The organism is Anabaena sp. UHCC 0204, assembly GCF_009711975.1.
In the GTDB taxonomy this organism is placed as follows: domain Bacteria; phylum Cyanobacteriota; class Cyanobacteriia; order Cyanobacteriales; family Nostocaceae; genus Dolichospermum.
Genome location: NZ_VIKW01000017.1, coordinates 77679 through 98524, shown reverse-complemented (window position 1 = coordinate 98524; position 20846 = coordinate 77679). Strand labels below are relative to the sequence as shown.

Annotated in this window: 21 protein-coding genes and 1 pseudogene; 10 read left to right on the top strand and 12 right to left on the bottom strand. The window is 36.5% G+C overall.

The window, feature by feature from the left end; all coding sequences use genetic code 11:
• Positions 1-501: 501 nt before the first annotated feature.
• On the bottom strand, positions 502-1590 hold the full coding sequence (locus tag FJR04_RS15140) for a thiamine phosphate synthase (RefSeq protein ID WP_168496177.1): 1089 nt from the start codon (positions 1588-1590) through the stop codon (positions 502-504).
• Between the two features lie 204 nt (positions 1591-1794).
• Between FJR04_RS15140 and FJR04_RS15135 the strand changes: the two genes are divergently transcribed.
• Positions 1795-3270: a DUF1565 domain-containing protein gene (locus FJR04_RS15135; protein ID WP_168496175.1), complete on the top strand. Its 1476-nt coding sequence runs from the start codon at positions 1795-1797 to the stop codon at positions 3268-3270.
• A 58-nt stretch (positions 3271-3328) separates the two neighbouring features.
• Here FJR04_RS15135 and FJR04_RS15130 read toward each other — a convergent pair whose 3' ends face one another.
• The 3 genes from FJR04_RS15130 to FJR04_RS15120 all read right to left on the bottom strand — a co-directional run bounded on the left by FJR04_RS15130 (position 3329) and on the right by FJR04_RS15120 (position 6827).
• Positions 3329-3994, bottom strand: coding sequence for a hypothetical protein (locus FJR04_RS15130; RefSeq protein ID WP_168496173.1), 666 nt, complete (start codon positions 3992-3994; stop codon positions 3329-3331).
• Between the two features lie 129 nt (positions 3995-4123).
• The gene (locus FJR04_RS15125) at positions 4124-6211 is read right to left on the bottom strand and encodes an S-layer homology domain-containing protein (protein ID WP_168496171.1); all 2088 of its coding nucleotides are present in this window, start codon (positions 6209-6211) and stop codon (positions 4124-4126) included.
• 100 nt (positions 6212-6311) lie between these two features.
• Positions 6312-6827 (bottom strand): sterol desaturase family protein, encoded by a 516-nt coding sequence (locus tag FJR04_RS15120; protein WP_168496169.1) that lies wholly within the window; start codon positions 6825-6827, stop codon positions 6312-6314.
• Between the two features lie 338 nt (positions 6828-7165).
• Here FJR04_RS15120 and FJR04_RS15115 point away from each other — a divergent pair, with 338 nt between their 5' ends.
• Entirely contained in the window at positions 7166-7555 is a 390-nt protein-coding gene (locus FJR04_RS15115; RefSeq protein WP_168496167.1) for a 6-carboxytetrahydropterin synthase, read from the top strand.
• 53 nt (positions 7556-7608) lie between these two features.
• Here the strand turns inward: FJR04_RS15115 and FJR04_RS15110 are convergent, their stop codons facing one another.
• Both FJR04_RS15110 and FJR04_RS15105 read right to left on the bottom strand, forming a co-directional pair.
• Positions 7609-7938, bottom strand: coding sequence for a hypothetical protein (locus FJR04_RS15110; protein WP_168496165.1), 330 nt, complete (start codon positions 7936-7938; stop codon positions 7609-7611).
• A 324-nt stretch (positions 7939-8262) separates the two neighbouring features.
• On the bottom strand, positions 8263-8958 hold the full coding sequence (locus FJR04_RS15105; protein WP_168496163.1) for an NYN domain-containing protein: 696 nt from the start codon (positions 8956-8958) through the stop codon (positions 8263-8265).
• 708 nt (positions 8959-9666) lie between these two features.
• Here FJR04_RS15105 and FJR04_RS15100 point away from each other — a divergent pair.
• The 6 genes from FJR04_RS15100 to FJR04_RS15075 all read left to right on the top strand — a co-directional run bounded on the left by FJR04_RS15100 (position 9667) and on the right by FJR04_RS15075 (position 13857).
• Positions 9667-10716, top strand: coding sequence for a J domain-containing protein (locus FJR04_RS15100; protein WP_168496161.1), 1050 nt, complete (start codon positions 9667-9669; stop codon positions 10714-10716).
• 128 nt (positions 10717-10844) lie between these two features.
• Complete coding sequence (locus FJR04_RS15095; protein ID WP_168496159.1) at positions 10845-11099, top strand: hypothetical protein; 255 nt, start codon at positions 10845-10847, stop codon at positions 11097-11099.
• On the top strand, positions 11096-11518 hold the full coding sequence (locus FJR04_RS15090; protein WP_168496157.1) for a type II toxin-antitoxin system VapC family toxin: 423 nt from the start codon (positions 11096-11098) through the stop codon (positions 11516-11518). Before FJR04_RS15095 ends, FJR04_RS15090 begins: the two co-directional genes overlap by 4 nt.
• 56 nt (positions 11519-11574) lie before the next feature.
• Positions 11575-12393, top strand: a complete 819-nt coding sequence (rsmA, locus tag FJR04_RS15085) for a 16S rRNA (adenine(1518)-N(6)/adenine(1519)-N(6))-dimethyltransferase RsmA (protein ID WP_168496155.1) — start codon at positions 11575-11577, stop codon at positions 12391-12393.
• Between the two features lie 32 nt (positions 12394-12425).
• Positions 12426-13370 (top strand): 4-(cytidine 5'-diphospho)-2-C-methyl-D-erythritol kinase, encoded by a 945-nt coding sequence (gene ispE / locus FJR04_RS15080; RefSeq protein WP_168496153.1) that lies wholly within the window; start codon positions 12426-12428, stop codon positions 13368-13370.
• 163 nt (positions 13371-13533) lie between these two features.
• Positions 13534-13857 carry a DUF3082 domain-containing protein gene (locus FJR04_RS15075; protein WP_168496151.1) on the top strand — a complete coding sequence of 108 codons (324 nt, stop codon included), beginning with the start codon at positions 13534-13536 and terminating at the stop codon, positions 13855-13857.
• Between the two features lie 31 nt (positions 13858-13888).
• Here FJR04_RS15075 and FJR04_RS15070 read toward each other — a convergent pair.
• Together FJR04_RS15070 and FJR04_RS15065 are read right to left on the bottom strand one after the other, a co-directional pair.
• Positions 13889-14182, bottom strand: a pseudogene (locus FJR04_RS15070) (helix-turn-helix domain-containing protein); the annotation flags it as partial.
• Positions 14183-14388: 206 nt separating this feature from the next.
• Positions 14389-14976, bottom strand: a complete 588-nt coding sequence (locus FJR04_RS15065) for a response regulator (protein WP_371718063.1) — start codon at positions 14974-14976, stop codon at positions 14389-14391.
• A 935-nt stretch (positions 14977-15911) separates the two neighbouring features.
• Here FJR04_RS15065 and FJR04_RS15060 point away from each other — a divergent pair.
• Entirely contained in the window at positions 15912-16190 is a 279-nt protein-coding gene (locus FJR04_RS15060; protein ID WP_168496149.1) for a HetP family heterocyst commitment protein, read from the top strand.
• Between the two features lie 245 nt (positions 16191-16435).
• The gene (locus FJR04_RS15055; RefSeq protein ID WP_168496147.1) at positions 16436-17290 is read left to right on the top strand and encodes an indole-3-glycerol phosphate synthase TrpC; all 855 of its coding nucleotides are present in this window, start codon (positions 16436-16438) and stop codon (positions 17288-17290) included.
• 112 nt (positions 17291-17402) lie between these two features.
• Here FJR04_RS15055 and rfbB read toward each other — a convergent pair whose 3' ends face one another.
• From rfbB to FJR04_RS15035, 4 genes are all read right to left on the bottom strand, one after another.
• Positions 17403-18425, bottom strand: coding sequence for a dTDP-glucose 4,6-dehydratase (rfbB, locus tag FJR04_RS15050; RefSeq protein ID WP_168496145.1), 1023 nt, complete (start codon positions 18423-18425; stop codon positions 17403-17405).
• 9 nt (positions 18426-18434) lie between these two features.
• Complete coding sequence (locus FJR04_RS15045; protein WP_168496143.1) at positions 18435-19436, bottom strand: glycosyltransferase; 1002 nt, start codon at positions 19434-19436, stop codon at positions 18435-18437.
• Between the two features lie 97 nt (positions 19437-19533).
• Positions 19534-20175 (bottom strand): DUF6391 domain-containing protein, encoded by a 642-nt coding sequence (locus FJR04_RS15040; protein WP_168496141.1) that lies wholly within the window; start codon positions 20173-20175, stop codon positions 19534-19536.
• A 110-nt stretch (positions 20176-20285) separates the two neighbouring features.
• Positions 20286-20807, bottom strand: a complete 522-nt coding sequence (locus tag FJR04_RS15035; protein ID WP_254445296.1) for an FKBP-type peptidyl-prolyl cis-trans isomerase — start codon at positions 20805-20807, stop codon at positions 20286-20288.
• Between the last annotated feature and the right edge of the window lie 39 nt (positions 20808-20846).

The window sequence follows — 20846 nt, the reverse complement described above, 5'->3', positions numbered from 1 at the left end:
TGAATTCCCAGTCTAATAGCCCAAGTCCGTTAAAACGGACTATTAATTTTTAGTTAGTCGTCTTTAGACGACTTTTGTTATTAGACTCAGAATTCATTCTGAGGCGGTTATGGGTGAGTTTATTTATTGGAGTTTAATTGATATTTCCAAAATAACATCATCAATCATAATGAGCAAGATTTCTATTAAATTCTAGTAAATTCTATTTACTGGATCTTTTTTCTCTATTTTTTATTTGATTTTATATAAGTAATCAAGCAAAAAAACAATAGCGGGAAGTTCTAATGGATATCTCTACTCTTCTTTTAACAGTTTTAATCACTTGGGCAATTGAGAAATTTTCTGATGCTGTTCTATTTTGGGTGATAAAAAAGATCAAAGAAAAATCCTCTGATAACAACCAGAATAACCAGGAATAAAGCTTTGGCAAAATCACAATATTGAAAAACACAGCATGGTGGGTAACACTAACCCACCATAATTACTGTTAGCATTCCTGATTTATTTAATTCGGTGCAGTTGCGAGAGAAAATACTGAGTTGCTAGAGTAGGTTGATCTGATTCGATGAGCGATCGCACTACAGCCACCCGTTGCGCTCCTGCATTCATCACATCATTGAGATTATTCATATCTATACCCCCAATCGCAAACCAGGGAAGTTGACAATTTTGGGATACATATTTCACATATTCTAAACCCGCTGCGGCTTTACCTACTTTTGTCGGTGTTTCATATACAGGACCTACACCAATATAATCTGCACCTTCGGCAATTGCCCCTTGCATTTCTTGAGGATTTGTGGTAGAGCGACCGATAATGCGCTGATTTCCCAGTAATTGACGCGCTATAGCAATGGGCATATCCTGTTGTCCCAAATGTACACCATCAGCATCCACAGCCAAAGCTAAATCCACTCGATCATTAATAATGAATAAAGCGCCGTATTTGTGACATAACTGCCGTAATTGTATAGCCCGTTCTAAACGCACTGAATCATCAGCGGTTTTTTCCCGATACTGTAACAGAGTTAATCCACCTTGAAGAGACGCTTCCACAACTGCGAACAAGTTATCAACGGGAGAAGTTACCAGATATAAATGCGATCGCCATAATAACTGATGACGCTGATAACCCAGCAAATTACTTTCTAGGGTGTAAACCTGATAACGCATTTGTTTACAAGCTGTCCCCATATTCCCTTGATAAAGCTTGCCATATTCTTCTAATACCCGCAAAGCTTCTTGCACACGGCAAAAATTAGCCTGTAATAGAGATGTAATATCAGCCCGTTGTTCCTCTTGGGGATGAGTTAAATTAGTCCCTATATCTCCAGGTGTATCTCGTGCTGCTCGTAATTCAGCCGTATGCAAAGTACCCAACTCTTGGCGTAAGTGTTTACATATACCTGACAATTGGGAATCATTTAAACCAAACCGACACCATTCTTCAATAATTCGCAACCCCTCACGAGCGCGATCTAAATTGGCATCTAAAATACGATAAATAGTTTGCTGTGTGTGACTATGGGCTGAAACCATTACAACAACCCCATTTTTAGTGCCTTGATCGTAATAGCCAGCCTGGTTCATATTGTAATTGTTAAATATTTGCTAACTAATTATGGTCAATTTGTCAAGAGATGAGTAACATCATCAACATACTACTCTTAAATAGTATAAAAATTTATTGTATAACAGTTGCTATGTAGCAGTTGCAATACAGTCCTGATAAAAATAAGACACAAAAAGATTATGAACGTTTCTGCTATATGTTTTACAGGAGTTTTATAAACAATGATAGTTCCCCAAAAGTCTGTGAACACCCTGAGTTTCTCAATCTTGAGTTTAACCGTTGCTGTAGGAGTGACAAGTACAACCTTCTTAACGACAAACATCAATAGTGTTTTTGCTCAAGTTTCTAGAGGAGGAGAACAAATTCTTCCAGGTGAGAAATCAATTTCTCAGGTTAACCAATTGTTTGTCAACCCAAGTATGGGAAATGACACAACAGGCGATGGTAGTGAAAGCGCACCTTGGCAGACAATTACCCAAGCTTTGGAAGCATCACAGTCTAATACTGTAATTATCCTCTCTTCCGGTACATATAACGCCAAAACTGGAGAAGTATTTCCGCTAATTTTAAAACCAGGTGTGGCGATTCAAGGAGATATCAGCAATAAAGGTAAAACCGTGATCATTAATGGTGGTGGTGAATACCTCAGCCGCAGTTTCGGTGGGCAAAATGTCGCTATTGTTAGTGCTAACCAAACTAGTTTAAGTGGTGTAACTGTTACTAACTCCAATAGTCGTGGTTATGGGTTATGGATTGAATCCAGTAATATTGTAGTTCGGGACAATACATTTACGAGTAGTACCCAAGATGGAATTTCTGTAACTGGTGAGGGTACACCTAGTATTAACAAAAATCATTTTGTGCGGAATGGTGCAAATGGCATCACTATTTCTGGGAATGCTCGCCCGGAAATCAGGGAAAATATCTTTCAAGAAACTGGTTTTGGGATTAATATCGCCCAAAATGCGTCTCCGGTTGTAGTAGCTAACCAAATTCAGAACAATAGATCAGGTGTTATTATCCAAGCGAATGCTACACCACTATTCAGGAATAATGTTATTCAAGGCAATAGGGAAGATGGTCTGGTGGTGATTGCTCAAGGTAAACCAGATTTAGGTAGTAGTTATGATCCTGGGAGAAATATATTTCGGAATAATCGTCGTTATGATATCAATGCTAAAGCTGCTAAGTTGCTGTTTTCTGCGGCTGGGAACAATCTAGTTAGTAGTCGCATTAACGGTAAAGTGGATCTGCAAGGTATCACCGCAGCTACAGCCCAAAATCCTTCCCCTCAAAGAACTTTAACACCTCTGATTAGAACTATTTCTAATCCCAATCAATCGCCACAATTACCAAATAATCAAGCTGATTTACCTCAGTTTAATTATACGCAACTTGACTCAGGTGCTATTGAATTTGTCGCTCCTCAAGCAGCATCTAGGAGAAATAGTCTGAATTTGGTCTCCCAAGGTTCTACAGCTACTGGGCAAAATGTCCGTTACCGGGTGCTGGTGCTAGTTGCCAATCAGCAACAACAAAATTTAGTCAGTTCTCTAGCTAGTGATGCTTTTTCTACGGTTTGGCAAAATCGCAGGGTCATGCAAGTAGGAGTTTTTGGTAGTCAAGATAATGCTAATGCAGTCGTGAACACTTTCAATAACAGAGGTTTAAGAGCAGTGATTGAACCTGTTGATTGACACTCTCAGAATCCTGAATGGGCGCAGGCCCTGCGCCCCTACGAATCTTGCTGATTTTTTAAAAGACAAATTCTAAGTTTTCACTAGTGAGAGCTTTGAGTTTGGAGGTGAAGGATTCGGTGCGATCGCTCATTTGGGGCATAAACTGACCAATGGGGGGATGATTGGCTGTTGCTGGTAGCATTAACTGTTCTGCTGGTTCGGGTGAATTGTGCTGAATAATGGCTTTTGGGTTTATATCTGCTGTTAATGGAGAATCAGGAAGAGTAGAGACTGGATTTTTCTGCTGAGAATTCCATTTCTCTGCTGTTGGCGGTAAATTATTATTTATTTGGTATTTATAACTAACGGGAGCAGGTAATAATTGAGGACTTTTATGTTCTTCCGTCCTGATTTCCTGTTTAGCAGATGGTAAAACTGGTAAAGAGAGGGACGTGAGACGTTCCGGAAATTTGCTACAAATCATCCGTTCAAATTCCATATTGAAATGATATGTTGTCTCTCCTCTTCGTCGCCAAAAAGTCAAGATTTGCTGTACGGATATAGCCTTATAACGACCTTGATACAAAGCTTCGATGACTGCTAAGGGCAGCCAATTGAGTGGATATTCTACTTGCCAGAGGTTAACTAACTCACTAGGATTATACCCATTGAGATCAAAACTATAGTGAGTTAATAACTTAGCTGCTAAGTCGGCAGGAGGTTTTGGGGGTGTTGTTAACATGGGCTTTAAGTTCCAGGCAATAGGTATCAATATTTCACCCATCGCATCTAGCCTAACGTATTTTTAGCTACATGAGTGTTTTTTTGCACCAGCGGCAAATTTGATAGGCAGTGTTTTCCATTCTACTTGTCAATTGCTGATCTGCAAAACAATATATGGTGAGTTAATAACTTTTGTACGTTGACTGGCTACTAATGCCTGATAGACCATGGCCGCAACTTCGGCGCGTGTAGCTTCGCGGGTGGGTGCAAGTAGTTTGGGGTCAGGATAATTAACAATAATTTTTTGCTGGGTAGCGATGGTGACTGCTGATTGGGCGTATTCAGGAATTTTATTTTGGTCAATATAGGTTAAGGTTTTTTGGTCAGTGGGAGGGAGTCCGAGTCCGTTAACCAAGGAGACTATCACTTGTAACCTTTGGACATTTTGGCTAGGACGGAAGGTGCGATCGCTAAATCCGCCTACAAAACCACCCCTGGCGGCTATTTCAATAGCTTTAGCTGCCCAAAAATCCTTGGGTATATCTGTAAATTCTGGGGACGGGCGTTTGGCTGGGGGATTAAAAGCAGCAGCGATTAAAGCTGTGTATTGGGCGCGGGTCATAGGTTGATCCGGTTGGTATGTCCCATCAGCAAAACCTTGTGTTAAGTTCATACTAACTAAGGCACGGATAAATGCTTCTGCCCAATGTCCGACAATATCAGAAAAAGAGGGAATCTCTGTCTCTGGTTTGACAATGTAGGGAGAGGGAAGAGGATTTTCTTGACCAGTGGCGACTAATACCTGATAAATCAGGACTGCTACTTCCGCACGGGTAATTTCTCGTAGTGGTTCTAATTGATCTGGTTGGGGATAATTAACTACTAAGAGTTTTTGCGTAGCCACTGTCACGGCATTGGTAGCATAACTGGGAATTTGAGCGCGATCGCGGTAGATCATTAAGACATTAGGATTACCACCAGTCAGCTTCAAACCGTTAACTATTGAGACTAGGGCTTGAATTTTGGTTAAATTATTTCCCGGTCGAAATGTCCCATCGGGAAAGCCCATCAAAAAGCCTTTATCCGCAGTGCTGGCTATAGCTTGAGCCGCCCAAAAGTCTGATTTGACATCTTTGAATCTATTTAGTTGATTACTTCCAGGAAGTCGAAATGTCTTGGTCATTAAAGCCGCATACTGGGCGCGGGTAATGGGTGTGGATGGTTGAAAAGTCCCATCAGGAAAACCGCTAATAAAATCTTTATTAACTAAGGCTTCGACAAAAGCCGCCGCCCAATGTCCTTCTAAATCAGCAAACCTGGTGCTAACTCCTATTTGACTAGGAGTGTCATTGGTAGCAGCTAGAAAGTCTATCAAGCCAATGACCTGTGGCGGACTTAACTGATTACCAACAGACATGATTTTTTGATTTGTGACATTCTGTAAGTCGAATTTGCCCTGTTCTCGAAAAATGTTGTCAGCCGGATCTTGGGGACTTCCCAAATCAGGAACAGCATTACCATTTACCAATAGACCACCTTGGGTATTACTAGCAATCAGATTCCGTCGTAATACTGGTCTAGCATCACGGGAAAGAGCGATCGCTGTCCCATTGGCCAAAAGTTTATTATTTGCTAACAAAGGGGCTGCAAAGTCACTAATCGCTATCCCTAACGCATTGTTTTGAAAGAGATTCCGCAGCACTTCCCCTTTGCTATTCCTGGCTATAACTAACCCACTTACTTTATTATTAATAAATAAATTATCCACAATCCCCGGTTTCGCATTGCCAGTCGCAAATACCCCTTCTCTGGCACAATTCTTAAAGGTACTATTAGCGATCGTTGGTACTGACGACTCAATCCAAACACCAGTACCTTTTGCTGTGGTATTAATCACAGTCACACCTAAAAGACTCGCATCACCTAGTAACAACAGGCTAATATTTTGGACTCCGAAACTAGGGCTTTGATATTCCCCACTTCCAGAAATAATCATTTCCTGACCTTTATTCGCCTCATTCCCTACTAATAACACCCCTGGCGGAATAACTAAGGGAAATACCTCTGCATTAGCCTGACTATAGGTCCCACTGGCTAACTGAATAATCGTTGATGTTTTCGCCTGTTTAAGGGCATGGGTAATACTTTTGAATGGATTGGTACGAGAACCGGTATTAGCATCATTTCCCGTAACAGGATTCACATAGAAAGTGACAACAAGACTAGAATTAACCATTGATTGTTAAACGTGTATGGTTTTAATAGCGACATCCATAATTAACCATACTTTTGACACAATCAAGATTTCAAGTCACTAATTCTCATCAAAATCTAGTTTATCCAGAAATATGCTTTTCTGTATAATAACGCCAATTGATCCTCAGTAAACGTAACCAAGCCATCCAAATTTTCGCAGGTTGGTCAAAAAACGTAAAAATATCACCAAAACCCAAGTTAGTTTTTTGATGATGTACCCAGTGTTGTTCTGGCGTAGTAATAAATAATAACTTACACAAAAACGTCACAGCTTGTGGTGTTTGCCAACCCAAAGAAACTATGTGTCTCCACCACACATGAAACTGACCAAATAACAAACCACAAATTACACCCATAGGGGAAAAAGCCCATAACCAGACTCCTAACAGAAAATATGGTAATGCTCCTAAAATCCCATCTAAAAGTACCTGGAGATTAAATGTTAAAATGGCATAGTGGCGAAAACTCTTTTTCCTGGAGTGGTGAGTTGTCAGGTGTAAACTACCAAAGATGTGTTCAGGGACATGATAGAAGAAGGTAGAAAGAAAATCGCCAAAAATCAGTAACAGGTAAGCAACAGCAATAGCTTTAAGCATCTGGAATCCTATTATATATCTATAACTCGATAGATATACTGTGTTTGATTTATCTGATCTTCATAATCTTCCAACTAAGACATATCCAATGAGCAAAGATTTGGTTAACATCAGCACAAATTTAAGTTAAATTACAAAAGTCATACACCAGAAAAAAATTCATCTTCCCAATTCCCAATTCCCAATTCCCAATTCCCAATTCCCAATCACCAATCACCAATCACCAATTCCCAATTCCCAATTCCCAATCACCAATCACCAATCACCAATTACCAATTCCCAATTCCCAATCACCAATCACCAATTACCAATTACCAATTACCAAAGAGTGTATCAAGATGCCAAAATGGAAACTAACAACGGAATTTACATTTGATAGCGCCCACTATATCAAAGACTATAATGGTCCTTGTGGAAGAATGCACGGACACACTTATAAAGTCAGAATTGAAGCGCAATCATCAACTTTGCATTCTTCAGAATACTGTCCTCACCCAGTTATGGTTGCTGATTTTAGAAGTTTACGTTGGGCAAAAAAAGATGTAACTCAAGGAGGATTAGATCATTGTATTTTAAATGAAGTTTTACCTCCTGAATATGAAACAACAGCAGAGATGATTGCTAAATATATTTATGATGAAACTAAAAAACGTTTATCCAATGATATAAAACTTAAAATTGCTGTATCCGAAACTGCTAACTCTTGGGCAGAATACGAAGATGATTAAAGTTTGGATATATGAAATCGAGATATAAAAATAGAGTCTAGAAAACTCCCTAATTACGAAGAATAATTACAAAACAAGTCATAATAACACAGCCAATGTTCATGTACAGAACTTAAATAATAGGAAATACTAAAAGCGCAAATTGCTAAAAGTACAGGAACTACCGCACTAAATTCTAACTTGCCTTTTTTAAATATTTCTAAACAAGAAATAACAATAATTACAGGCCAAAAGATTGTAGTTATGATAACCATAATGAGGGATAAAAATTTCTCCTCTGGGGAAGATGTCGGGTGACGGAGAGAAAAAGTTAACCAATTAGTAAAAAAATATACACTCATCAGCAAATAGCTAATCACCAAAGTGAACTGAATTTGATCCACAGTACCTACTCCTTTAATGATATGATTTTTAGGAAATATATCTATTGAAGATACATTTTAAGTGAATACTAAAAATACATTAATCAGCAATTATACTTGATTTAAAACTAAATTTAAGAGGATAGGGATTATACTTATTAATGTTAATTAGCTATTCCTACACGGGTATAGCATAGATATTTAAAAAATGCCAAATAAAATGCAGCATTTAATACTCTCAAATTATTTTAATTTGAGGTTAGGGTAATAAATGTCAAAAAACCAGAAAACAGAATTCGCAAATACTGTATATTTGGGATGACAATCAAAAAATATACTGAAAATTTAAAGCTGGTAGTTAGAAGAATTTCGATAACTATAGCCGATATAAGAGTCTTTTTGAATGTGCTGTTTAATACTGTCGAAATCTACAAATTCATCAGCTACATCAATCAAGTGATTCCGTCGCTGTGCTTCAATATCATTAGCAGTTGTTTGCAAACCAATTACTTCTACTCTAGCTCCCATACCGCTAACAGCACTGACAGCATAGGATAAATCACTATCTCCACTGACTAAAATAGCCGTATCGTAATAGGGTGCTAAAGTAATCATATCAACAGCAATTTCTACATTGAGATTTGGTTTTTTGTAATTATCTACAACGACACTCATATCTTTAGTAACTACACGATAACCATTTCGACGCATCCATAAAAGAAATCCCTGTTGCTTTTCGTTACCACTATCCATGCCAGTATAAAAAAAGGCACGCAATAACCGCGAAGTTTTAGTTAAACGACAAAGCAATTTTACATAGTCAATCTCAATTCCTAGTTGCAATGCAGCCTGAAATAGATTTAACCCATCAATAAAAATTGCTACTCTACCACGATTATCATCATCCCTCAGTGTAGTATGATTGGCTGGTTGGGGTTCTTTCGCTTTGATACTGCCTTTAGTAGCTGGAGCTTGCCAATGAGGTTTTTCTTTAAGTTCTTTATACTCGTTTGTTTTTTTGTTAAAATTATTAAACTCCATTGATACCTCTAAAGATTAAAATTGGGGATTTTGTAGGTAAATTGACAATAATTGAATGTTTAGTAATTTAGTAACACTACCCTAGTTAAATTAACACCTACCAAATAGATTTTAGCCAATTTTTGCTAGGTGAATATGATATTTTGCCGTTTACCTGCATCTACTTTACACAAAATGCACGCTTTTGGGCAAAATTCCCTATTTATATAAATATCCCGATTACCGGAAAACTCAGACTCAGATACGAAGACTCTTGTAATTGGTGGTTAAGTCTAACAAATGTCTATTTGGCTGATCATTCACTTAGTAAAAAATATTACTGTAAAAGTTTTTTGTATAATGATATATCTATTGTTAACATCAAAAAAAATAGCGATTAGAGGACAAATATTTGATTTTTGGGCGCGTAGGGTTACGCTTAGAGCGATCGCATAACCAACCCTAAACTTTGCCTAATGCACTCTACAAATACTGAGCTTTTTTCAAAATTAAAATACTATCAACAAAATGCCAAATATCAAAAATGCGGAATTCCCGAATTTTGTTTTAATCATCAACTTAATTTAATTAAAAATCTTGTATAAATACAAATACTCAAATATAATATTTATTACTACTTTCTGTCAGCACTAAATACTATCTAGGGTTATACCTAAAAAATTTAGCATTTGTGTTCCTTTATCAACTTTGAGCTTACTTGCATCTGCTATGGCACGCAAAACAAAAACAGCATCCCAAAATACAGTAACTCCCTTAGCTCTTTCTGACTTACATCTTCAGTTAGAGGGTTTAGAGAAAGAACACCAATCTCTATTAAAGCAAATTAAAAAAAAGCGGACAGAACTCAATAATTTTGTTGAAAAGATGCGTTCTTTAGCGACAGAAGTATTTCATCGAGTCAGTCCAAATATGAGAACAATGGCAGAATTAGATGCAGAAATTCATGCTTTGTTTACAGAAGTTTTAACTACAAGAAAGTTGGGAAAACAAACTCAAAAAAATATAGCATCCCTATACAGAAGTTTGCAAATGGGGGGAATTATTAGTTACAAAGCTATTGAAGAAGAAGATGATGATGATGATGAATTAGATGAACTATTTGAAGATCATGATCCCCAAAATAATCATCAAAGCCGTCATTGTTGGGAATCAGAAAGAGATTCAGAATCTCCTGCTGTAGGGAGAACAGATGAGTCCAGAAAAATTCGACAGACGTTTTTGCGGTTAGCGGAAATCTTTCACCCTGATAAGGTTAAAGATAATGAAACGCAAATGTCTCATACAGAAATTATGAAGGAGATTAATAAAGCTTACCAAGAAGGAGATTTAGCGAGACTGTTAGAAATTGAACGGAAGTATGAAGTAGGTGAATCAATTGATAATAATAGTGAAGATGATTTAACCCGCAGATGTAAAAATATAGAACAACAAAATGAAATTCTCAAAACTCAATATGAGAACTTGAAACGGGAACTGCGTTTAGCTAAAAATACTCCCGAAGGAACGATGGTTGCAGATTATAAAAAAGCGGCTAAACAAGGGATTGATGCTGTTGAAATGATGATAGAAACCATAGAATCTCAAACTAAGATTGTGGTTGAAATTCGTGATTTTGTCAAGGATTTTAAGGATAAAAAGATCAGTATCAAAGAATTTCTCGCAGGTCCACAAAGTCTCCGTTCTATGCAAGAGGAGATGATGGAAGAATTAATGGAGAGAATGATGGAAGAATTTGGGGATATGATGAACTTTAATTAGTAGCTGGGTTTTTTAATGGCGAATTACCTGATGTTTTTGTATAAATAGGTTGGCGTTAAAATTTGATGCTATTATTATCAATAATTAGTAGCTCACAATGTCTTGCTCTGTAGAAATAATGAGGTAATATGACAACACAGGTTATACTAGGAAATATTAATCCTGCTGTATTAGAAAAATTACAGGGTTTAGCTCAAAGACATAACCGCAGTTTAGAAGATGAAGTCAATATAATTCTAGAAAATTTTGTCCAGGCTGAATTAGTAAATCAAGAATCTGCTAAAGCACAAGCTTGGGCGAAAGTAGATACTGCACGTCAGCGTCATTTAGATAAAACTTTTAGTGACAGTGTTGAACTTTTACGTGAGGATAGAAACCGTTGACTAAGTTTGTAGTAGATGCGAATGTAGGAATTAAATGGGTACTACCAGAAATCCATTCAGAAGCAGCATTACGTTTAAATAAACCAAATTATGAATTATTAGTTCCTGATTTCTTTTTTCCAGAAATTGGGAATATTTTATGGAAGCGTGTACGTCGGGGAGAAATGACTTTAGATGATGCTCAAAATGATTTAGAATCACTTTTAGGATTACCTTTACAAATTTGTTTATCTTCTCCTTTAATGCCCATTGCTTTGGAAATTGCTGTAAGAGTTCAACAGGCTGTTTATGATTGTGTATATTTAGCTTTAGCGGTAAACAACGATTGTAAAATGGCAACGGCTGATGAAAGATTTTATAATTCGCTGTCTAACGATAAACTGTTTAGTTATTTGTGTTGGATAGAAGATTTACCATAAATTTTATAAATAAAATACGTTAATTTGACAAAAGGTATAATTTTAATTGCAATAACATGATTCAACCCCGTAAACAGTTTGCTCAACATTGGTTAAAAAGTGATAAAGCTCTTAACTCCATTGTCCAAGCGGCTAATTGTCAAGAAACTGATAAAGTTTTAGAAATTGGACCCGGTACAGGAATTCTCACTCGTCGGTTATTACCACTGGTAAAATCTTTACTCGCTGTGGAAATTGACAGGGATTTGTGTAAGTTACTTGTGAAACAAATCGGTGAAAAAGAAAATTTCTTACTGCTACAAGGGGATTTTCTCACTCTTGATCTACCATCCCAGTTAACAGCATTTCCTAATTTCCAAAAACAGAATAAAGTTGTTGCGAATATTCCTTATAATATTACAGGACCCATTATTGAAAAGTTACTTGGGACTATTTCTCATCCCAATCCAGAACCTTTTGAGGCGATTGTTTTGTTGGTACAGAAGGAAGTAGCAGAAAGATTATATGCTAAACCAGGTTCTCGAAGTTTTGGGGCATTATCGGTACGAGTACAATATTTAGCAGATTGTGATTTTATTTGTACAGTTCCCGCGGCTGCATTTCAACCACCACCAAAGGTAGATTCGGCTGTCGTGCGATTGCGTCCTAAAGAAATAGAAATTCCGGCTAATGATCCTAAAAGGTTAGAAACTTTAGTTAAATTGGGATTTGGGGCAAAACGAAAAATGTTAAGAAATAATTTGCAATCGGTCATCGATCGCGATCGCTTGACTCAAATACTGGAACAATTAGAAATAAATCCCCAAGTCCGTGCCGAAGACCTCGGTGTTAACCAATGGGTATCATTGGTAAATATGATCGGGAATGAGGAATAGTTTTCTTTACTCTTGCTTACTAAATAACCGTTATGCGTTCCTATAGTTTAATTGCACCTGCCAAAATCAATCTGTATTTGGAAATTATCGGTACTCGTCCTGACGGTTATCATGAGTTAGCGATGATACTCCAAAGTATAGATTTATCTGACCAAATTGATATCCACCCTGCCAGCACAGGAAATATCCGCGTCTATTGCAATCATCCCCAAGTACCCACAGATCAAACTAATTTAGTTTATAAAGCTGCGGAATTAATGGCGAAGGAATTTCCCAAAGCGTATAGTAATTTTGGCGGTGTTGATATTACCGTGAAAAAAAATATTCCTGTTTCTGCTGGGTTAGCAGGAGGTTCTACCAATGCCGCAGCGGTATTAATGGGAATGGATTTACTTTGGGATTTGGGATTAACTCAGTTAGAATTAGAAGAATTAGGTGCGAGTCTCGGTTCAGATGTACCATTTTGTATTGCTGGGGGAACAGCGATCGCTACTGGTAGAGGTGAACAACTTGCACCTTTACAAAGTTTGGATAATTTACACATAGTATTAGCCAAATATCGTAGTTTGGAAGTTTCTACACCTTGGGCATACAAAACTTATCGGCAACAATTTGGAATTAACTATATTCAAGATACAGAAGGTTTTGCGGCTCGTGCCAAGGCATTTCATTCGGAAGAAATGGTCAAAGCTATCTTAAATCAAAATACCGAAAAAATTGCCCAAGAACTACATAATGATTTAGAGAAAGTTGTCTTACCAGCTTATCCCCAAGTATTGCAACTGCGGGAATTATTTGCCAGGCAAACAGGGGTTTTAGGAACAATGATGTCAGGTTCTGGTCCTTCGGTATTTGCCATTATTGAATCTCAAGCTCAAGCAGAAATAGTCAAGCAGCAGATACGAGAAGCTATTCCTGATCAAGATTTAGAATTGTTTGTAACACGAACAATTAAACATGGGATTAAAATAGCCTAATTACCAAAAAAAGAAACAAAAGGCGACTAGAAGTCACGGCTACACAGACAAAACCCACCTCCGTGGGTTAATAAATTTCTGATTTTTTTATTAGTCCACGAAGTGTGGACTTTGCTTGTATAGTAGTGACTTATAGTCGCCCCATACTTCATTTTTAAATGTTATGAACGAACCAAAAGAAACGCTATCAGCCAATGATTCTAATCAAACATCACCCACGCCCTTACGCTGTATAACTGGGGCAGTAATGTCAGGAGGATTTGCATTTGCTGCCTATTCTCTCATGATCTCAATTGCCACAACTTTTGCGAAGAAACCCATCCATTCCGATAACCAAATGGTAGTAAATATTGGTTCGGCTGTACGTACTTTAGTAGTAGGTGTAGTAGCTTTGGGAATGGGAATATTTGGGCTAGTTGCTTTAGGTTTATTAGCCTTAGCAGTACAACTTGTGATCCAGCAATTAAGTAATCCGAAAAGTAGTTAATTTTAGCTAATAGGTAAGAGGTTTTTAACTTTTAAGTTCTCCCTACAGCTACAGGTTTTACTAATGGTGAGCGATTTTTAATAAATTGCAACTTTGTCGTTGTTGAATCTGAAGTTACCTGATGTTTTTTCCGCCAATTTGTGGGAGATAAACCATGATGTTGGCGAAATTGTCGGGAAAAATGACAAGCATTTTGATAACCCAAATTGGCGGCAATTTCCTCAATTGTCTGATTAGTATTTTTCAGTAAAGGAAGGGCAGCTACCATCCGTCTTTTGACAATCCAAACATTAATTGGTTCTCCTGTTTGTTTAGCAACTTGGTTAGTTAGGGCTTGCTGAATAAAGCTGTAACCGTCTATTAATAGGGGTTTCGCGGATTTCAAGAACAAGCAAGTGCAAGGTTTTAGCTTATGGTGTCTCAAAACAGTTGCATTTTTCCTTGTCGGATATGGGAAATTGAGGATATCCAGATAGTTGAAACTGTTCCCTGTTCCCTGTTCCCTGTTCCCTCCCCTCACAGATAACTTTTTCAGCAAACCCTAGTTAGATATGCAGGAGAATAACCCACAGCTTCCGCAACATCAGAAGAGGTAATTCCTTCTTGATAATGAGCTTCAATATAATCAAACACCTTTTTTAGATTGGGAAAACTAGGAAAAATTGACTGAGGATTTACTGTTATATTCGGTAATTCTGAGAATTGAGGGGAATTAGTAGTATACCAATATCTAAAAAGAGCTTGTTTTTGTAATCTAATAGCGATCGCTCGCAATAACTCATCCCTTGTTGCAGGTTTAGTTAAATAATCATCTGCACCCAATTCCATGGCTTTTCGCAAAGATGTTTTTGTATTAATAGCAGTTAAAAAGATGAAAGGAATAATGGCTGTTAAAGGATCTTCTCGCAGATTACTCAATATAGTATAACCATCTATATCTGGCATCACCAGATCGCAAATTACCAAATCAGGTAAGTATTTTTTCGTTAATTGTAGTCCAATAATACCATTTTCTGCACATAAAGTATGATAGCCCTCAGCCTGAAGATAATCACAAATAAGATTGCGGTTAACAACGTCATTATCAATGACGATAATTTTTTTTGATGCTGCGTACATAGTTATTCCAATCACTAAATTTTAGAGTTTTCAACCATAACTAAAACTTGTACCGAGGAACTCATCAATCTAGATATAACTTGAGTAATAGGAAACACAAAATTAGAGAAAATACCTAATAAAATCTTGATAATTGATATGATCCCCATCAAGAATTAATCCTTGGTAGCTTCATATTTAAGTTTGAATAAATTTGATTTTAACAATAAAAAGTAAAACCTTTTCATTTAGTTGCATGACAACAATAATTATTATTTTGATTGTCTGCTAATTTACTCACCCTGAAATTTGAATGCCAAACCATAAAATAGCGATATTGTCAATTAATATTTGTAGAGATTTTTGGGTTGTGAAACTTGATAAATAGGTAAATTATGAATTATTTATCTAATTCCACTATATTTCCTCTTATTTGGATTGAACTACGAAAGAATATAGACAGTCATCTGTCAGGAGGAAGATATTTTTTCCTAAAATTAACCCATAATTATTTAACATCCATCTTAGGGAAGATAAATCATTAGAAAAATTTATGTATAACTATCAAAAATAAGCTCTAAATAATAAAGTCAGGGAATAAGGAATAGATAAAAGTTAATAAAAAGTAGTAGAGGGATGATAATTTTACGGATTATCTACTACCAATCACCAATCTCAACAAAATCACTAACAACCGGATTACACAAGAAAATTAACCTAAATATTCATAGATATACTATATAATTCTTGGCGATAAATAGGCACTTAAAAAATAGAGGTGCTGACAGTTAATAGAATGTAAAAATAATAAGAGCGAAAAAATCATCAAATCAATCAAAAAATAATTCATGTATTGGATGGATAACTTTAGGTAGTCTTTAAAAAGAAGCCTTTTTTGATGACTGAATCAGAAAAATCATTAAATAATTTTTAGCTGAGAAATAGGGATACAAATCATGAGTCAAAATCTTACAGGGTATAGTGCATCCATTAATAAAAAAATTAAAGCTGAACAAATAGAACAAATAATCAAAGCGATTATCTCAGGAAAATACTCTTGGGCTTGTGTGTTAGTTTTACAATTTTCTGGTTATAACCCAATAGACTATATTCCATATCGTACTTATATCAGATTGCTGAAAACTAACTGCTTACTTGGTAATGCTCAGGAAAATCAGCCAAATGTAAAAAAAGTTGACAGGTTTGATGTCAAATCAAAATGGGTGCGTTTTTGAAGATGAATATGTTGAAATTTTCGTCTAAAACCAGAAAGATGAAACTTCTTAAATAATAATTCATCACCATTAAGTAAGTAGAGGAGAATAAATCAAAGTAGATTAAGTAATGTAAAAATATGGAGATGATTTGGTAGTAAGGGCTACCCTGCGGGAACGCTACGCGAACAGCCCTTAGATTAGGACTAAAGTCCTCTCTACGAGACGCTGCGCTAACACTACAAACTTTGAATTATGCAGATTTTATGATTTACCCAATTACAATTTATAATCCTCAAATGCAAGCAATGCTCAAAGAAATTGTGTGGCAAAAAAAACTAGAAGTTGCTCAAATGCAACAAGATATGTCTTGGGCTTCTTTGCAACGTCAGTTAACCGCTGCTCCTACTGTACGGGATTTTTTCACAGCTTTGCAACAGAGTATTTATAAACCTAGTTTAATTGCCGAAGTGAGAAAAACATCACTTTATCAAAAAGTAATTAGACCAGATTTTGAACCAGTTGCTATTGCTCAAGCCTATAAACGTGGAGGTGCATCTTGTTTATCTGTTGTTACTGATCAAAAGTTTTTTCAAGGTGGTTTTGATCATTTGCGGGCGATTAGATATCGGGTAGCATTACCTCTACTTTGCAAAGATTTTATCATTGATCCTTGCCAAATTTATTTAGCACGTTCGGCTGGTGCAGACGCAATATTATTAATTGCTGCTATTCTTACAGATAAAGAATTACAAAACTTTCTAAGAGTGATTCACTACTTAGGAATGAATGCTATCATCCAAGTTAATAACTTAACTGATTTGGATAGAGTGCTGGAATTAGAAGATGTCCGCATAGTTTCCATTAATAACCAGAGTTTAAGTGATATTGACATCAATATTAATATCACTCAGCAATTATTAATAGCTAGGCGATCGCAACTACAAAAGTTAGGAATTATAGTTACTAGTGAATCGGGAATAGAAACTTCTGATGATTTATCTTTACTTGCTGATGCTGGTGTTCAAACAGTGATTATGGGAGAATCTTTACTTAAAGAAAGCGATTTAGAAGTAGCTGTGCGGAATTTACTCCAATCCAAATTTCCCATTCATCATTAATAACTTGTAGGAAGTAGGTATTGATATAATTAAAAACCTGTCTTCGTGAAAATGGGGGTTAAGCACTTTTCAAAATTCGAGATTATTCCGCCTTCTTCCTTCTTCACTACTTCTATAACAAAGGTTTCCACCAATCACGATTACTAAGATACCATTCCACAGTTAAACGTAAACCTTCAGTAATTGTCACAGATGGAGTCCAACCTAATTCGGTTTTCAGCTTATTAGCATTAATTGCATATCTTCGATCATGTCCAGGTCTATCCTTCACAAAAGTAATTAATTTTTCCGCTGGAGATACTGGTAAATCTGATGCTAATTCATTCATAATTTGACATAAATTTTGGACGAGGCTGATATTTTCAACTTCGTTATTCCCACCAATATTATAATTTTCACCTGGTTTTCCTTGATGGATTACCACATCTAAAGCCCGACAGTGATCACCTACATACAGCCAATCTCTAACATTTTTACCATCACCATAAACAGGTAATTCTTTACCAGTTAAAATATTAATACACATCAAAGGAATTAGCTTTTCGGGAAATTGAAAAGCACCATAATTATTTGAGCAATTGGTGATAATTGTCGGTAAGTTATAAGTATGATAATAAGCCCGAACTAAATGATCACTCCCAGCTTTCGAGGCTGAATAGGGACTATTAGGGCTATATGCTGTAGTTTCCGAAAATGCTGGTGCATCTGGAGTGAGACTACCATAAACTTCATCTGTAGAAACATGAAGAAATAGATAATTACTAGGTTGTGATTTTGCTTCCCAACGCTGACGAAAAGCTTCTAAAAGAGTAAAAGTTCCCACTACATTAGTTTGGACAAATGCAGCAGGTCCAGTAATTGAGCGATCAACATGAGATTCCGCAGCAAAATGAGCTATAGTATCTATATTTTCTGTTAAAAGTAAATTATCAACCAAAGAGCGATCGCATATATCCCCCTGGACAAATCGAAAATTCTCTCTTTCTGCAACCGAGGCTAAATTATGACGATTTCCAGCATAGGTAAGAGCATCCAATACCACTAAACGATCATTTGGATAAGTCTGACACCAATGATGGACAAAATTCGCACCAATAAACCCAGCCCCTCCAGTTACCAATAATCTTCTATTCATTAAAATTACCTAATTACCCTGTAAATATTTCTTCTTAATTTTAGCAAAGATTCTCTGTGTAAATAATTTTGCTAACCGGATTTTTGTAAAATCTGGAATTTTAGCCGAATAATTATTTTTATGGTCAAAGAAATCATTGATATCTGCTAAAATTACTTGTAAGCGGTGAATAATATTCTCAGTTCTATACTCTGCTAACACAGTTTCTGATAAAGTTAGTGATCCTGAAGATTCTAAAACTTTTAAAATCCGTTCTACGTCAAATTCCAAAGCATATCCAGCAATTTTATAACAATTAAAACCCGGATCTAAATAATCAGATAATCCCCCATTCACACTAGAAAAAACTTGACAACCACAAGCTAAAGCTTCCATTGGTTGTAAACCAAATCCTTCACTAACTCCTTGTAACTTCCAATATTCTCCAGAATCGTAAAGATAAACTTTAGTGCGATTAAATAAAGCTGGTAAATCTTCCACATAACTATCAACAACTAATACCTTGCATTTTTTTTCTAAAGCTGGAATTAATGATTTAATTAAATATTCCGAAGATTTCCGCATCTGAACCAAAACATCAATATCTCGATTTTGATGTAAATTAGTAAATCCATCACTAATTTGATTTGGTAAATAATAAATTAGAGAATTTGGTGATTGTTGTCCCCAATAACCTAGAGTATTTCTGCTAACCGTAATAATAGGAATATTCGCTGGTAAATTAATCTGATAACCTGCACTATGAGCATGATAAATCACATTGTAATGTTGTAACTTAGCCGCCAATTTACCAACATCAAAACCCCAACTAATGACAAAAATCACATCATCTAGTTTTTTGTCCTTTAATAAATCATCTAAAAACAACTTATCTGATTCTCGTTGACGATAAGTAACCACCACAGCATCACAAATTTGTTGAGCTAAATCAACAGTTTTCAACTCCGCCCAAAGACCACCACAAGCAAACTTACCATTTGTTCCAGGAACTAAAAAATAAAGTTTTCTCATAATACTAAATATCTACTTTTTACAGTTATTAATTTTCTTCCTTCTTCCTTCTTCCTTCGTGTCCTTCGTTCCTTCGTGGTTCATTAACTCCTGATTCTTATTCTTCCCAACATACCTTAACAAAATGACTTTCTCTGCCCCAAAAATCACGAGTAATAGTAATATTATCAACAGCCAAATTAAAAGGAATAGAAGTTGTAATATAACGTTGAGTGAGCATCCCTAAATCCGGAGCAATTTCCGCCGCTGCTGTGGCTGCTAAACCTAAACCAATCAGTTGTTCAACAGGTCGAAATGGTAAGATAAAAGGCACACTAGCAGCCAATCCAGCCGTTAATAACATAGCTACAGATAAATTTGTGCCACAACGGGGATGTACCGCCAAATCCCATTCTCCAGTAGTAAGACGATGTTGAGCTAATGTTACAGCCCGTCGCAAATCACTAATATTTACATCACCATAGAGAAAAAATCCTTGTTCAGTAGACAAACCACCCAATAATTCATCATCTAATTGCATATTAGAGGTTGTTTCTAGTGGTGAATCGAGGTTTTTATTTTCCCCCAGCAACCACACAGTAGCGTGTTCTAAAGCATGAACTTGACGTAACATGAGGATTTCTTTCAACCCAGGGACAAAAGATAGCTGTTGGAGTAAATCAGCATCTTGGCTGGGGTGAGGGGCGAAAAAATCAAAGCTAAAAGGAGAAGAGTCACCAGAATAAGTAGCATTATTCATCTGTTTTCTTTTGACAACTAATTTTTTTATTGATGTTTTTCAACCACTGCAATCACTGAAACCTTCTATATTTTCCCAATTTCTAATTCCCAATCCCCAGTTCCCAATTTCTATTTAACGCCTAACAATTCCACGTCAAAAAGTAAAGTAGAGTAGGGGGGAATTACACCACCAGCACCACGCGCACCATAACCTAATTCTGAAGGGATAATTAATTGACGACGGCCACCTACTTTCATAGTGCTTAGTCCTTCATCCCAACCTTTAATTACTTGTCCTATGCCGATTTTAAAGCTAAATGGTTGACCGCGATCGCGTGAACTATCAAATTTAGTCCCATCTTCTAAAGTACCGACGTAGTGAACCTCAACGGTTTGTCCAGATTTGGGAGTATCACCTGTTCCCTCTACTAGTTCCACATATTTTAGTCCAGAGGGGGTAGTAACAGTATTGGCTTCAGACATAGTATTGCTCGCTATTAGAGTATTGTTTTCTTGAATGACCGTGGTAGCTAGTTGTGTTTGGGTTAATTGAGTTGCTATTGCAGTATCTTGTTTCCCGCTAATTTGGGTAAATACTAAAATGCCAACACACACCAGCATGAACGCCACGCTGAGGAAAATTCCTTTCAAATTCAGCCCTCTCTGTTTCAATTATTGGTAATCAGATTA